The organism is Candidatus Hydrogenedentota bacterium (genome assembly GCA_019637335.1).
Lineage (GTDB): Bacteria > Hydrogenedentota > Hydrogenedentia > Hydrogenedentales > JAEUWI01 > JAEUWI01.
The window spans coordinates 52,477-66,332 of the sequence record JAHBVV010000037.1 but is presented as its reverse complement, the minus strand read 5'-3'; the positions used below and the strand labels follow the sequence as shown (position 1 = coordinate 66,332).

Here is a 13,856-nt window from a genome sequence, read left to right as displayed (position 1 = left end):
CTTCACCCTTCACCCTTCACCCTTCACCCTTCACCCTTCACCCTTCACCCTTCACCCTTCCTCCGTTTGCGGCGGGACAACCCCGTGTGCTAACCTCTACGGTTCCAAGCCCTTTCCGGGCATATCCGCGCCCCATCCCAAACCGGGGAAGCGCGCGGAACGGTACCCATACCCATTCGGAATGAAAGTAGTAGCATGAGCGCAGCACGTAGAACGCCCCTCGTCGCAGGCAACTGGAAAATGAACAAGCTGATCGCGGAAGCGGTCGATACCGTCAACGCCCTCAAGCCCCTCGTGGCCGGCGTCGGCAACGTCGACATCGTCGTCTGCCCGGTTTTCACCGCCCTCCACGCCGCCAGCCAGGCCGCCGCGGGCAGCAATGTCGCCGTCGGCGCACAGGACGCCTACACGAAGGAAAGCGGCGCCTACACCGGCGAAATCAGCCCCCAGATGCTCAAGGACGCCGGCTGCGCCTGGACCATCCTCGGCCACAGCGAACGCCGCCAGTATTTCGGCGAGTCCGACGCCCTCCTCAACGAAAAACTGCACTTCGCCGTTAACTCCGGCCTGAAAGTCATGTTCTGCATCGGCGAAACCCTCGAAGAGCGCGAAGGCGGCAAGATGGACGACGTCCTCACCCGCCACGTGGTCGAAGGACTCAAGGGCCTCAGCGAGGAACAGTTCAAGCAGGTCGCAATCGCCTACGAGCCCGTCTGGGCCATCGGCACCGGCGTCACCGCCACCCCCGACCAGGCGGAATCGGCCCACCTCTTCGTGCGCGACCTCGTGCGCAAGCATTTCGGCGACACCGTGGCCGACGCCATCCGGATTCAATACGGCGGCAGCGCCAAGCCGGACAACGCCGCCGAACTGATCGCCCAGCCCAACGTCGACGGCTTCCTCGTCGGCGGAGCCGCGCTTCAGGCCGGCAGTTTTGCGGATATCGTCAAGGCCGTCAGCGAAAACACCTGACGGGGCGCGCGCAACACCGCGCGAATATACAGTAACCGGCGGCCCCCGCGGCCGTCATAAACACCGGGATAAGCGGAGCAGCGGGCCCGCCCGGCACGGCACAGGATAAAGCAAACCATGTTGGACATGATTTTCAGTTGGAACACCGTCTGGTATCTGATGCTGTTTCTTTACATCCCCAGCTGCCTCGGCCTCGTCATCATCGTGCTGCTCCAGAAGGGCAAGGGCGTGGGATTCGCCGGCGCCTTTGGCGCGGGTCCCGGCGGCGAGGCCGTCTTCGGGCCGCGTTCCTCCAAAAGCCTCCCCCAGAAAATCACCTACTCCATGGCCGGCATCTACATGCTCCTCGCCCTGGGCATGTCCATGCTCTCCGGCAACCTCGGTTCCGGCTTTGCCCCCAGCTACGTTGAGGACACCGGCGTAACCCCCGTCGTCACCGGCGAGTCCGGCACCATGGACGCCCTCTTCGGCGACCAGCCCGTATCCACCCCCGTGGCCCCCGCCGCCGAATTCACCACCGAAGCCCCTGCGGAATCCACCCCGGTGAACAGTATCACCGTGGAAACCCCCGCCACCGAAGCCCCCAACGAAGCTGCGGCGCCTGCGGAATCGGCCCCGGTGGAAGAGGCCGCCCCCGCCACGGAAGCGGCGCCAGCCGAAGAGGCCGCACCCGCCGAAGACGCCGCCCCTGAGGCCCCCGCGGCACAATAAAGCAATCACCATTTTCTACCGGCGCGGCGCATTCGCCAGAATGCGCCGCGCTACTTTTTTTATAATCAGAGTGAAGACCTGAAGCCGCCGGTGGGGAGCGCAGGTTTCCAACCCACTCCGTCCACGCAGTCCACGCAGTCCACGCAGTCCACGCAGTCCACGCTGTCCACCCCGTCCACGCTGTCCACGCTGTCCACGCTGTCCACCCCGTCCACCCCGTCCACTCCGTCCACCCCGTCCACTCCGTCCACCCCGTCCACTCTGTCCACTCTGTCCACTCCGTCCACGCTGTCCACTCTGTCCACGCTGTCCACTCCATCCACCCCGTCAAACCAGAAAACCCCCTCAAACCCCAGTGCGAGGTATCGATGCCCGCCCCTGTTCGGAAACCGCCTTGATATGCTCCAGCACCCGCTGGTGAATCCGGTGTATGATTCCATCGGAAATGGCGCCCCAGTAGACGTTCGGCCACAAATCCTGGCGATACCAGGTCGTCCCCACCAGGAGCACCGCTCCATCCTCCTGTTCCTGGAGTTGAAACTGGCCGCGTTCCACAGCGATGAATCCATCCAGGTGCGAGGTGTCGATGGGCCCAAAAGGTGACCATTCCTCCATGGGCGGGGCGTTCTCGGCGACGTCAAAACCCAACTGATTAGGCGGCGCCCAAACCGTTATGGGCTCGATGAAGTCGCCTGTATTGAAGGTGCAGCGCCGGATCGCGCCCACACCGATTCCCTCAATGCTTGCCGAGACCGGGTAGGCGATGCCATACGCCAGAATACCCTCGGGCGGCGAGGTAATGGGCGGAAACTCAACCACGGCCCCCCAGATCTCCTCGATAGGCGCGTCAATCAATACGCGGGTCTGAACGGAGCGAAGCGGCGCCGTCCGCGCCAGCATGGGCTCTGCGCTCATGCCGAGCGTCAGCGTTAGCACCATCCCCAGAACAACAATCCCCGGGGACCGGCTCGCGGCCTGTTTCTTCCCACGCCACAATTGCACAACCAGAACCAGTATCGTGCCCGCAAGCAGGAACAGCCCCACAATCGGTGCGGCCATCAGCAGACAAATCAGGCCCTCGAATCCAGTCAACAACATCAACGCACCGCTCCCAACCAGCGCGCCAAGGCTGCCCGCGCATACCGTGGCAATGGGTCGGAGCCACGGTGTCTGGGCGACCATCGCAAGCGCAAGTCCGGCCACAAAGGGTGTGGCCACAAACAAGCCAATTCCGTAGTAGTCGAGGACCTTCGCGGAAAAGACGCTGAAGAGCACGAGGATCGATCCAGAAATAGCTGTGGCGAGAAGCAGGCGATTCGTTATGGGGCGCATGGGACAGTTCTCCGATGGTTATCGTTTTCTGAACGCGTTCATTATATAGAGAACGGGATGCGGGGTCAAGAAAAAATGAACAGGTTCACTTTAACGCGCAAAAATGCGCAATGCGCGGCATTGGCGTTGAAGGACGCCAGCCCCAAAAAATACCCCGTCCACCCCGTCCACCCCGTCCATTCCGCACCCCGTCCACCCCGTCCATTCGCCGCGGCGAATCCACCCCGTCCACCCCGTCCATTCCGCACCCCGTCCACCCCGTCCACTCTGTCCACGCTGTCCACGCCGTCCACTCTGTCCACTCCGTCCAACAAAATCCTCCTCTCCAGGAACCTCAATACCCCGCCCGGGGTATCAATCCCCCATGCCGCTGTGGCATAATCCAAACCCGCCCGATTCCCCTTCCGCAGGGTGGGCTTACGCACAAAAAAGGACCACGAGTTGGACAAGATTCTCATTCGCGGAGGCAAGCCGCTCCGGGGCACGGTGCAGGTGCGCGGCGCCAAGAACGCCGCCCTGCCCCTGATGGCCGCGACCATTCTGGCCGAGGAGCCCTGCATCCTCCACAATGTCCCCTGCCTGCACGACATCTTCTCGATGGACAAGCTCCTGGCGGACATGGGCATGACCATCGACTTCACCGGCCGCTCCATGACCATGGACCCCACCACCCTGAACAAGCCCGAGGCCCACTACGACCTCGTCCGGCGCATGCGCGCCTCGTTCTTCGTCCTCGGCCCCCTCCTCGCGCGCTTCGGCAAATGCCGCGTCTCACTGCCGGGCGGCTGCGCCATTGGCGCGCGCCCCGTGGACATCCACCTGAAAGGACTGGAGGCCCTGGGCGCTTCAATACGCATAGAAGATGGCTATGTGGTGGCGGAAGGAAAGCTGAAGGGCGCCAACCACGTACTCGATTTCCCCAGCGTCGGCGCAACGGAAAACCTCCTCATGGCCGCAACCCGCGCCGAAGGCGTCACCCGCCTCACGAACGTCGCGCGTGAGCCGGAAATCGAGGATCTCGCGCACCTCCTGAACGCCATGGGCGCGCAAATCTCCGGCGCCGGCACGGACATGATCACCGTGGTTGGCGTCGACGCCCTCGGGGGTGCGGAGCATGTCGTGATGCCCGATCGCATCGAAGCGGGAACTTTCCTCGCCGCGGGCGTCGCCACCGGCGGCGATGTGACCGTCGCCAACGCGAACCCGGATCACCTGCCCAACTTCCTCAAGAAGCTGCAGGAGGCCGGCGCCGCGGTCGAAACGCACGGCAACAAGATACGCGCCGCCGCGCCGAACGGGATAAACGCCGTCGATATCACCACGCTGCCCTATCCGGGCTTCGCGACCGACCTCCAGGCGCAGATGATGGCCATGCTCGCCCGCGCGAAGGGCGTCAGCCGCATCAAGGAAACCGTCTTCGAAAACCGCTTCATGCAGGTGGCCGAACTGGTCCGCATGGGAGCCGACATCAGCCTCGACGGCAACACCGCCATCGTGCGCGGCGTCGAAGCGCTCAGCGGCGCCCCCGTCATGGCGTCGGACCTCCGCGCGAGCGCCGCGCTCGTCATCGCCGGCCTCATGGCGAAACACGGCGAAACCGCGATCGCCCGCGTGTACCATATCGACCGCGGCTATGAAAGAATTGAAGAGCGCCTGAGCAGCCTCGGCGCGGATATCGAGCGCGTTCGCGAGTAGGCGCCCTATGGAGCGCCGGCGGCCCGCCGGCAACGGTGGCAACGCCGCCGGAATAGCCCTATGGAGCGCCGGCGGCCCGCCGGCATCGGAGGCAACGCCACCGGAAATAAATTATGGAGCGCCGGCGGCCCGCCGGCATTGCCCCTATGGGGGGCCTTGTTGCGTAGCACTACCAGATAAGTTGATACGCGAGTGGACGCGAACGTATGCGAATCAGATTGGCGCTTGGGGCCAGGCTTTGTTGTATAGCCGCGCAGCGGCGGAAAATCGTAGGGTGAAGGTCATAGACCCCCCGTAGGGGGTGGTAGAAAACTTGGGTACACCGGCTTCGGAAGAATTTGTTTGCGAAGCGCACAATGGGAAAGCAATGAAAGAACTTAACGTAACCGACGACGCCACCCTTGAAGAAGTCCAACGCTTCATCCGCCGCCACGGCGACAACCTCAACATGGGCCAGCTCATCCAGGACAAACTGGAACAGACCCGCTGGATCGTGGAGGCCGTACGAAAGGAGGGCGACAAGGCCCTGGCGGATTTCACCGCGCGCTTCGATGGCGTCGAGCTGGAGCCCGCCCAATTCGAGGTGCCCGCCAGCGAAATCGAAGCCGCCATGGCGTCCGTCGACCCCCGCATGATCCAGATCCTCCGCCGCGCCTACGAAAACATCTACAGCTTCCACAGCAAGTTCCTCCGCGAATCCTGGGAGGAAACCTACGAGGACGGCGCCGTCCTCGGCCAGCGCATCACCCCCATCGAAAGCGCCGGCGTCTACGTGCCCGGTGGTAAAGCCTTCTACCCCTCCTCCGTGCTCATGAACATCGCCCCCGCGCGCGTCGCCGGCGTAAAGGAGATCATTATGGTCTCCCCGCCCTCCTGGAAGGGCGGAATCCACCCCGTCGTCCTCGCCGCCGCCAAGATCGCCGGCGCCACCCGCGTCTTCCGCGTCGGCGGGGCACAGTCCGTCGCGGCCCTCGCATACGGCACCGAAACCATCCCCGCCGTCACCAAGATCACCGGCCCCGGCAACACCTTCGTCACCGCCGCCAAGGCCCTCGTGCGCGGCGTCGTGGAAATCGACAGCGAGGCCGGCCCGTCCGAGGTCGTTGTCCTCGCCGACGACCACGCAAACCCCGCCTATGTCGCCTCGGAACTGCTCGCCCAGGCGGAGCACGACGAGGAGGCCATGTCCGTCCTGATCACCCCGTCCGCGCGCCTCATCGCCGAGGTCAAGGACAAGCTGGCCGAAAAAATCCCGAAGCTCCCGCGCAGGCAGATCATCGAGCACTCCCTGACCCACCGCGGCGTACTGATTCAGACCCGCACCATGGACGAGGCCGTCGCCCTGACCAACCTCTACGCACCCGAGCACCTCAGCGTGCAGGTGGAATACCCGCGCAACTTCGTCGACAAAATCAAACACGCCGGCGCCATGATGCTCGGCCCCATGACCCCCGTCGCCGTCGGCGATTACTACGCCGGCCCGAACCACATCCTCCCCACGGGGCGGAAGGCCCGCTTTTCCTCCCCGCTCACAGCCGAGGACTTCCGCAAGGTCACCAGCGTGCTCTACTATTCCAGGGAACGGCTTCAGAAGGACGCCGCCGACATCCGCGCCTTCGCCGAGTCCGAGGAGTTGCAGGCGCACGCCTGGTCAATTGAGGTGCGCCAGTGAAATTCCAGCGCGAATTGCTCAGGGGCGTAGAAGGCTATGTGCCCGGCGAACAGCCCCAGGGCCGGCGCTTCATCAAGCTCAACACCAACGAAAACCCCTACCCGCCTTCGCCCCGCGTGAAGGAGGCCCTCGCCAATTTCGATCTGGATCGCCTCCGGAAATATCCCGATCCGGTCTTCCGCGAATTTCGCGAGATCTGCGCCCACCGCTACGGCTACGAAAGCGCCGGCTGGGTTATCGCCGGAAACGGCATGGACGAATTGCTGGCCATGGCCCTCCGCACCTTCGTGGACCCGGGCGACGGCGTGCTGGCGACCTACCCGACCTACTCCCTCTACGAAGTCCTCTGCCAGCTCCACGGCTGTTCCCTGAAGTACGTCGACCTGGACGGCGACTTTCAGCTCACGGAAGAATTCTACGCCACGCCCGCGCGCCTCTGTTTTCTCACCCGCCCCAACGCCCCCACCGGCGTCGCCGTCCCCCGCAAGGCCGTCGAGCGCCTCTGCGAATCCTTCAACGGCATCGTCGTCATCGACGAGGCCTACGTCGATTTCGCCGACGACCACTGCATGGACTTCCCGAAGCGCTACGAAAACGCCATCGTCATGCGGACCTTCTCCAAATCCTTCAGCCTCGCCGGCATGCGCATCGGAACCGCCGTCGCCCGCCCGGAGATTATCAACGAGTTCCTGAAAACCAAGGACTCCTACAACATGAACGCCGTCGCCCAGGCCGTCGGCATCGCCGCCATGGACGACTACGCCCACATGGAAGCCTCCGCCGGCAAAGTCTGCGTCACCCGCGAACGCGTCCGCGAAGAGCTCATGGCCATGGGCTTCGACGTCCCCGACTCCCAGACCAACTTCCTCCTCGCCTTCTGGTACGGAAACCCCACCGCAAAAGAACTCTTCGAGCGCCTCCGCGAAGAAGGCATCCTCGTCCGCTACTTCAACCACCGCCGCCTCGAAGACGCCCTCCGCATCACCATCGGAACCGACGAAGAATGCGACGCCCTGCTCCAAGCCCTCCGGGGCATGGTGTAGACACCAACACGCCCCCCAGGGACTGACACGCCACAACACCCCAATCTCCCCCCACAATCTGCACCCCAACAACACCACAAACACCCACCAGCAAAACCAGTTCAGGCGGGTCTGTCCCGTCGCCTGCGACACCCACCAACGCCTCTCCGTTCACTATACGTCAACCCGCCACATACGCATACCCCCATGCTATGGTAAGACCACCAACCCACGGAGAAAGCGCCCCATGTCCAACCCCAGCCCCCTGCACGCCGGCGACAGCCAGGCCTACATTGACGCCCTCCTCGCCTTCCTCGGCGACCGCGACCCCCTCGAAGTCTTCGCCGAAACCCCGGACGCCCTCCGCGCGGCGGCAGAAGCCGTGCCCGAATCCCTCCGCACCATCCCCGAAGCCCCAACAAAGTGGTCCGTGCTCAACGTCGTCCAGCACTTCGCCCACGCCGAAATCGCCCTGGCCTTCCGCTACCGCATCGTACTCGCCGAAGAAGCCCCCGGCCTGCCCGCCATCGACCCCGACGCCTGGATCGCCAACCTCTACCCCAACGACGTCTCCCTCGAAGAAGCCCTCAACGACTTCGCCGCCACCCGCGCGCAAAACCTCCGCCTCCTCCGCCGCGTCCACGGCGACGCCTGGGAACGCCACGGCCTCCACACCCAGCGCGGCAAAGAAACCCTCCGCACCATGGTCCGCCTCTACGCCGCCCACGACCGCTACCACCTCCACCAGATCCAGCGGATAGAAAAAGCCATCCGCTAACCCATACCACCCAACCCATTCGCCGGAGCGAATTCACTCCGTCCACTCCGTCCACTCTGTCCACTCTGTCCACTCCGTCCACTCTGTCCACTCCGTCCACTCTGTCCACTCCGCCCACTCTGTCCACTCTGTCCACTCCGTCCACTCTGTCCACTCTGTCCACTCTGTCCACTCCGTCCACTCTGTCCACTCCGCCCACTCTGTCCACAACACAAACCACCAATCATCAACTGTCAACTGTCAACTGTCAACTATCAACTGGCCTATGGCATAATACCCGCCAGCATTGGGTAGGCAATTCGGCGCCGCGGATTCGCCCCGCGCCACGCCCCAGCAGGATAGTTGCATGAGTTTAGACCAAGAATTGACCGCCATCGGGCGCCAGGCCCGCGCGGCCTCCAACAAACTGCGCTCGCTCTCCAGGCAGGTGAAAGACGCCGCGTTAGTCGAAATCGCCCAGCGCCTCCGCGCCGAAGGCGACCGACTGAAATCCGAAAACGCGAAGGACCTCGCCGCCGGCCGCGATAAAGGCCTTTCCAGCGCCATGCTGGATCGCCTTGAACTCACCGACGCCCGCATCGAAAGCATGGCCGCCGGCCTGGACACCGTCGCCATGCTGCCCGACCCGGTCGGTGACATCGCGCGCCAGTACGTCCACCCCAACGGCCTCCGCATGGCCCTCATTCGCCAGCCCATCGGCGTCGTGGGCATTATCTACGAAAGCCGCCCCAACGTCACCGCCGACGCCGCCGCCCTCTGCCTGAAGTCGGGCAACGCCTGCATCCTGCGCGGCGGTTCCGAAGCCTTCCATTCCAATGCCATCATCGCGCAGATCTTCGTCGAAGGCGCAAAGGCCGCCGGCGTACCCGATCACGCCGTGCAGATACTCGCCACGACCGACCGCGTCGCCGTTGGAGCCATGCTCAAGCAGGACAAATACATCGACGTCATCATTCCGCGCGGCGGAAAGAACCTCATCGCGCGGATCTACGAGGAGTCGCGCATCCCCGTCATCGCCCACCTCGACGGCGTCTGCCACACCTACATCCACGAGGACGCCGGCGAACACATGGCCCGGACCATCGCCGTCAACGCCAAGCTCCAGCGCCCGGGCGTCTGCAACGCCATGGAGACCATGCTGGTGCACGAGGCCTGCGCCCCCATGCTCCTCCCCGAAATCGCCCGCGAGCTCGCCAGCCGGGGATGCACAATCCGCGGATGCGACCGCACGCGCCAGCTCATCCCCTGCGAACCAGCCACCGAAGACGACTGGACCACCGAATACCTCGACGCCATCCTGGCCGTCAGAATCGTCGCCTCCCTCGACGAAGCCATCGCACACATCAACGAATACGGCTCCCACCACTCCGACGCCATCGTCACCGAAGGCTACGAGGCCGCGGAGCGCTTCCTCGACGAGGTCGACAGCGCCACCGTGTACGTGAACGCCTCCACACGCTTCACCGACGGCTTCGAATTCGGCATGGGAGCCGAGATCGGCATCAGCACCAACAAACTGCACGTCCGCGGGCCCATGGCGCTGGAGGGCCTGACGGCCCAGAAATGGGTCATCCGCGGCAACGGGCAGATCCGGGAGTAGGAGTTTGCGGATCGGCGTTTTCGGCGGCACCTTCGACCCCATCCACACCACGCACGTGGCCATAGGCCGCGCGGCCCTGCGCCACAAGAACCTCGACCGCGTACTCTTCGTCGTCTCCGCCGACCCGCCCCACAAGGGCGGCGACGAGATTACCCCGGCGGACACCCGCTACGCCATGGTGGAGGCCGCGCTGGCCAACGAGCCCGGCCTTGAGCCCTGCGACCTGGAACTCCATCGGGAAGGCCCTTCCTACACCGCCGATACCGTCCGCGCACTGCGCGAACGCTACCCCGGAGCCGAGTTCTACCTCATCATCGGCCAGGATGCCCTCCTCGACCTCCCGAAATGGCGCTCCCCCGAGGCCATCCTGAGCGAAGTGCGCCTCCTCGTGCTCCCGCGTCCCGGCTTCAACGGAGCCCTCCCCGAATCCCTCGAAGGGCAGTACGAATTGTTGCCCTTTGATCTCAGCGACCTCTCCTCCACCCAGGTCCGGGAACGCATCGCCGCCGGACAATCCACCGGCGGCGCGCTCCCGGATGCCGTCCGCAGCCTCGTCGAGGAGAAGGGTCTCTACGATGCCCGTCGCTAGATTCCCCCGCTACAAGGAGTTCCTCAAGCTCCTCCGCGAACGCCTGCCCGACGAAAAAGTCACCCACTCCATCTTCGTCGCCGAATACGCCGCATCCATCGCCGTACGGGCCGGCGCCCCCCACGACGAAGTCGTCACCGCCGGCCTCCTCCACGACCTCTGCCGCGCCGAGGATCCCGAAATCCTCCTCACCCGCGCCCGAGGCTACGGCCTCGATGTATCCGAGGTCCAGCTCGAAATGCCCGCGCTGCTCCACGGGCCCGTCGCCGCCGAAGAATGCCGCGATGAACTCGGCATCTGGGACGAGGACGTGTACAGCGCCATCTACTGGCACACCACCGGACACCCCGGACTCGGACGCATCGGACAGGTCCTCTTTCTCGCCGATTTCGCCGAGCCCTCCCGGAAATTCCCCGAAGCCGTCGAGGCGCGCGTCCTCGTCCGGGAGGCCGGCTTCGAGGCCGCCCTCCGCTTCGCCGCCCGCGCCAAACTCGAGTTCCAGAGGACCCGCGCCGTCATCGACCCCAATCTCGAGGACTTCCTCCACTGGCTGGACCAGGAATACCCCGCGTGAGCCCCGCCGATGCCTTCGGCGATCTCGCCCGCTACTACGATCCCCTCATGTCCCACGTGAACTACGACCGCTGGTTCACCACGGCCCTCGCCCTGGCCGATATGCTCGACGAAGAACCCCGCCACCTCGACGCCGCCTGTGGCACCGGCGTGCTCGCCGGCATGCTCCGCGCCGCCGGCTGGGAAAGCCTCGGAGCCGACCTCTCCCCCGCCATGGCCCGCGAAGCCCGCCGCAAACACCCCGGCATGCCCGTCGCCGTCGCCGACCTGCGCGCCCTCCCCTTCGGCCCGCGCTTCAACATCGTCACCTGCCTCTTCGACAGCCTCAACTTCCTCCTCGACGAAGCAGACCTCGCCCAGGCCCTTCGCGCGCTCCACGCCGTCCTCGAAGACGGCGGCCTCCTCTACGCCGATTTCATCACCGAGCGCATGGTCGTCGATCACTTCGAGGGCCGGGACTGGGTCGAAAGCAACGACGGATTCCAGAGCCGCTGGGCCAGCACCTACAACAAGCAACAACGCCTCGCCGAATCCCGCGTCCAGGTAAACACCGGACGGATCACCACCATCCGCGAGCGGATCTACGAACTCCCCCGCATCGAGACCCTCCTCGCCGAAGCCGGCTTCACGATCCTCGGCATCTTCGACGCCGACCACTGGAAAGCCCCGCGCCGAAAAACCACCCGGATCGACATCATCGCCGCCCGAAACCCCGCCCCCACCACCCGCCGCCGCCTCCAGAAAACCGCCAAAGCCATCCGCCAGCGCACCTAACCCAAAGGAGGTTGGGCATCCCGCGCAACACCAGCCCAGGACTCCATCAAACCCTCCCCCCGCAAACACCACCCAACACCACCAGCACCGTGCCACGCGATGGCGCCCCAGCGCCTTCGTGTGCCCGTTGTCCCGCATTGCCAACCCTACCAGCAACACCCCAAACAAGCGGAGTCAACGTAGGCTGAAAGTCCGCCGCAGGCGGATTAGGCATCCCTGCCTGACATTGCGCCAACCCAAGATTCCAGACAACCCACACCCCTGCCACAATACCCCGAAGCCGCCAGCACGGGATCGCGGGCATACCCGCGGCAACACCAGCCCAGGACCCCAACAAACCCTCCCCCCACAAACTCCACCCAACCCCACCAGCACCGTGCCACGCGATGGCGCCCCAGCGCCTTCGTGTGCCCGGAGCAACACCAACCCCAAACCCATCCCAACCACCCCAAACGAGCGGCGCCCCAACCCACCCCAACACCACCTCCCCCAACCCGCATGCCGCTGGCGCCGGAACTTTTTGCTGTGATAAGCTATGAAACTTCGGACGGGACGCAGGTCCTGACCGCCGCGCCACCCGCCCAACCGCGAGAGAGCTACCGGCTGCCCATTTTCAGCCGGGCGACTTCTGGAGGATCGCACACCATGAAAAAAGCGTTCATACTGGCATGTCTGCCGGCCCTTGTCCTGCTTTCCGGATGTGCGGGCGGGCCCAGCCTCGAACTTCCAGGCCTCGGGCTCAAAGACACCGAGGAAGAGAAGATCACGCGCCTGCTCAATGACGTGCACCGCGCCATGCAGACCCGAAAACTAAACCAGGTGATGGCCCACGTATCCCCCGATTACCTGGACCAGGAAGGCCGGGATTACGAAGGTATCCGGGCCTATCTGGACGAAATCATGAAGAATTATCGCGCAATCACGATCCGCCGTTCCGTGCCCACCGTGATCGTGGAAGGCGATCGCGCCCGCGCCCTGGAGGCCTTCGGAACCCGAGCCGAGCCAGACAACGACCGGACGCCCCCCCTCAATATCCAGGGCCAGGTGTCGGTCTTCCTCGTGCGCGAGGCGGGCAAGTGGAAAATTGTAGAGTGGGGCGCCATTAGTTAGAATACGCGTCTTCTTTCGGCCGCGGCCTCCCGCGGCGTTCAACAAGTGCAGTTTCTGGAAAGTGAGAATTCATGGCTGAGATCGAGTCGAAGGAATCCGCGGGCGTCGCGGGAGAAAGTGTACCGCGCGCGGACTGGCAAAAAGTGGTGGACTACGTCCAGCACAATCCCCGCCAGGTTATCGCGGGCATCGTTTTCGTCCTCCTCTGCGTCGCCGCCGGCGGCATATACAGCCTCTACAATATCGCCAGCGATCGCGCCGTCATGACGCAATACGCCGGGGCCATCGCCATGGAAGACCCCGCCGAACGCGCCGGAGCCCTCCAGCAGATAGCCCAGGGTGGCTCCCGCTGGAGCACCGAAGCCCTCTACCTCGCCGCCGAAGCCTCCCTCGAAGCGAAGGCCTACGACAAGGCCCGCGAAGCCTTCACCCGTATCCTCGACAAACACCCGCGCTCCGAATTCGCCGCCCCCGCCGCCGAAGCCCTCGCCTTTCTCGACGAAAACGAGGGCAAGCTCGAAGAAGCCCTCGCCGGCTACACTTCGGTATACGAAACCCATGGCGACACCTTCATCGCGCGCCGGCAACCCCTCAATATCGCCCGGGTGCACAAAGCACTCGGCAACCTCACCGAAGCCAGAAAATTCTACGAAAAACAGGCCGAAGTCTTTCCCGATTCCGCCGTCGCCGCCCAGGCCGACCGCGCACTCGGCCAGCTTCGCGCCGATCATCCCGAACTCTTCCCCGAACCCATCGAAACCGGGCTCGACGCCGCGCTACCCGCAACCACCCCCGCCCCCGCCATCCAGGTGACCCCCGCCGTAGAAGCAGCCCCGGCCGAAGAGGCCCCCGCCGCCGAAGAAACGCCCGTAGCCGAGGAAGCGTCGGAAACCGAAGCCCCCGAAGCCGAAGAGGCCCCCGCACCAGACGAAGCCCCCGCCGCAGAAGCAGCGTCGGCAACCGAAGAGACCCCGGTCGCCGAGTAGCCATCCCCCGTGCCACGCGATTCCGCCTCCGGTGGATTCGTG

At 64.6% G+C, this 13,856-nt stretch carries 14 protein-coding genes and 1 pseudogene; 13 read left to right on the top strand and 2 right to left on the bottom strand.

What is annotated here, in order from left to right:
* Positions 1-195: 195 nt before the first annotated feature.
* From tpiA to KF886_24960, 3 genes and pseudogenes are all read left to right on the top strand, one after another.
* A complete protein-coding gene (gene tpiA / locus KF886_24970) occupies positions 196-972 on the top strand; it encodes a triose-phosphate isomerase (protein ID MBX3180611.1) in 777 nt (258 codons plus the stop codon).
* A gap of 117 nt (positions 973-1,089) precedes the next feature.
* Positions 1,090-1,683, top strand: coding sequence for a preprotein translocase subunit SecG (gene secG / locus KF886_24965; protein ID MBX3180610.1), 594 nt, complete (start codon positions 1,090-1,092; stop codon positions 1,681-1,683).
* 119 nt (positions 1,684-1,802) lie between these two features.
* Positions 1,803-2,081, top strand: a pseudogene (locus KF886_24960) (DUF4573 domain-containing protein).
* Here the strand turns inward: KF886_24960 and KF886_24955 are convergent.
* A complete protein-coding gene (locus tag KF886_24955) occupies positions 2,029-3,015 on the bottom strand; it encodes a hypothetical protein (GenBank protein MBX3180609.1) in 987 nt (328 codons plus the stop codon). The pseudogene KF886_24960 and the gene KF886_24955 overlap by 53 nt on opposite strands.
* Positions 3,016-3,456: 441 nt before the next feature.
* Between KF886_24955 and murA the strand changes: the two genes are divergently transcribed.
* The 4 genes from murA to KF886_24935 all read left to right on the top strand — a co-directional run bounded on the left by murA (position 3,457) and on the right by KF886_24935 (position 8,182).
* A complete protein-coding gene (gene murA / locus KF886_24950) occupies positions 3,457-4,710 on the top strand; it encodes a UDP-N-acetylglucosamine 1-carboxyvinyltransferase (GenBank protein ID MBX3180608.1) in 1,254 nt (417 codons plus the stop codon).
* A 367-nt stretch (positions 4,711-5,077) separates the two neighbouring features.
* Positions 5,078-6,382 (top strand): histidinol dehydrogenase, encoded by a 1,305-nt coding sequence (gene hisD / locus KF886_24945; protein MBX3180607.1) that lies wholly within the window; start codon positions 5,078-5,080, stop codon positions 6,380-6,382.
* Positions 6,379-7,425: a histidinol-phosphate transaminase gene (gene hisC, locus KF886_24940; GenBank protein MBX3180606.1), complete on the top strand. Its 1,047-nt coding sequence runs from the start codon at positions 6,379-6,381 to the stop codon at positions 7,423-7,425. The genes hisD and hisC overlap by 4 nt, the downstream gene beginning before the upstream one ends.
* A gap of 226 nt (positions 7,426-7,651) precedes the next feature.
* Entirely contained in the window at positions 7,652-8,182 is a 531-nt protein-coding gene (locus tag KF886_24935) for a DinB family protein (protein ID MBX3180605.1), read from the top strand.
* Here KF886_24935 and KF886_24930 read toward each other — a convergent pair.
* A complete protein-coding gene (locus KF886_24930) occupies positions 8,179-8,409 on the bottom strand; it encodes a hypothetical protein (GenBank protein MBX3180604.1) in 231 nt (76 codons plus the stop codon). The genes KF886_24935 and KF886_24930 overlap by 4 nt on opposite strands.
* A 119-nt stretch (positions 8,410-8,528) precedes the next feature.
* Here KF886_24930 and KF886_24925 point away from each other — a divergent pair, with 119 nt between their 5' ends.
* From KF886_24925 to KF886_24900, 6 genes are all read left to right on the top strand, one after another.
* Positions 8,529-9,782, top strand: a complete 1,254-nt coding sequence (locus tag KF886_24925) for a glutamate-5-semialdehyde dehydrogenase (GenBank protein ID MBX3180603.1) — start codon at positions 8,529-8,531, stop codon at positions 9,780-9,782.
* A gap of 4 nt (positions 9,783-9,786) precedes the next feature.
* Positions 9,787-10,371: a nicotinate-nucleotide adenylyltransferase gene (nadD, locus tag KF886_24920; GenBank protein MBX3180602.1), complete on the top strand. Its 585-nt coding sequence runs from the start codon at positions 9,787-9,789 to the stop codon at positions 10,369-10,371.
* A complete protein-coding gene (gene yqeK / locus KF886_24915; protein MBX3180601.1) occupies positions 10,358-10,945 on the top strand; it encodes a bis(5'-nucleosyl)-tetraphosphatase (symmetrical) YqeK in 588 nt (195 codons plus the stop codon). Before nadD ends, yqeK begins: the two co-directional genes overlap by 14 nt.
* A complete protein-coding gene (locus KF886_24910) occupies positions 10,942-11,718 on the top strand; it encodes a class I SAM-dependent methyltransferase (protein MBX3180600.1) in 777 nt (258 codons plus the stop codon). Before yqeK ends, KF886_24910 begins: the two co-directional genes overlap by 4 nt.
* Positions 11,719-12,363: 645 nt before the next feature.
* On the top strand, positions 12,364-12,828 hold the full coding sequence (locus KF886_24905; protein MBX3180599.1) for a nuclear transport factor 2 family protein: 465 nt from the start codon (positions 12,364-12,366) through the stop codon (positions 12,826-12,828).
* Positions 12,829-12,899: 71 nt separating this feature from the next.
* Positions 12,900-13,814, top strand: coding sequence for a tetratricopeptide repeat protein (locus tag KF886_24900; protein MBX3180598.1), 915 nt, complete (start codon positions 12,900-12,902; stop codon positions 13,812-13,814).
* The last annotated feature ends 42 nt before the right edge of the window (positions 13,815-13,856 follow it).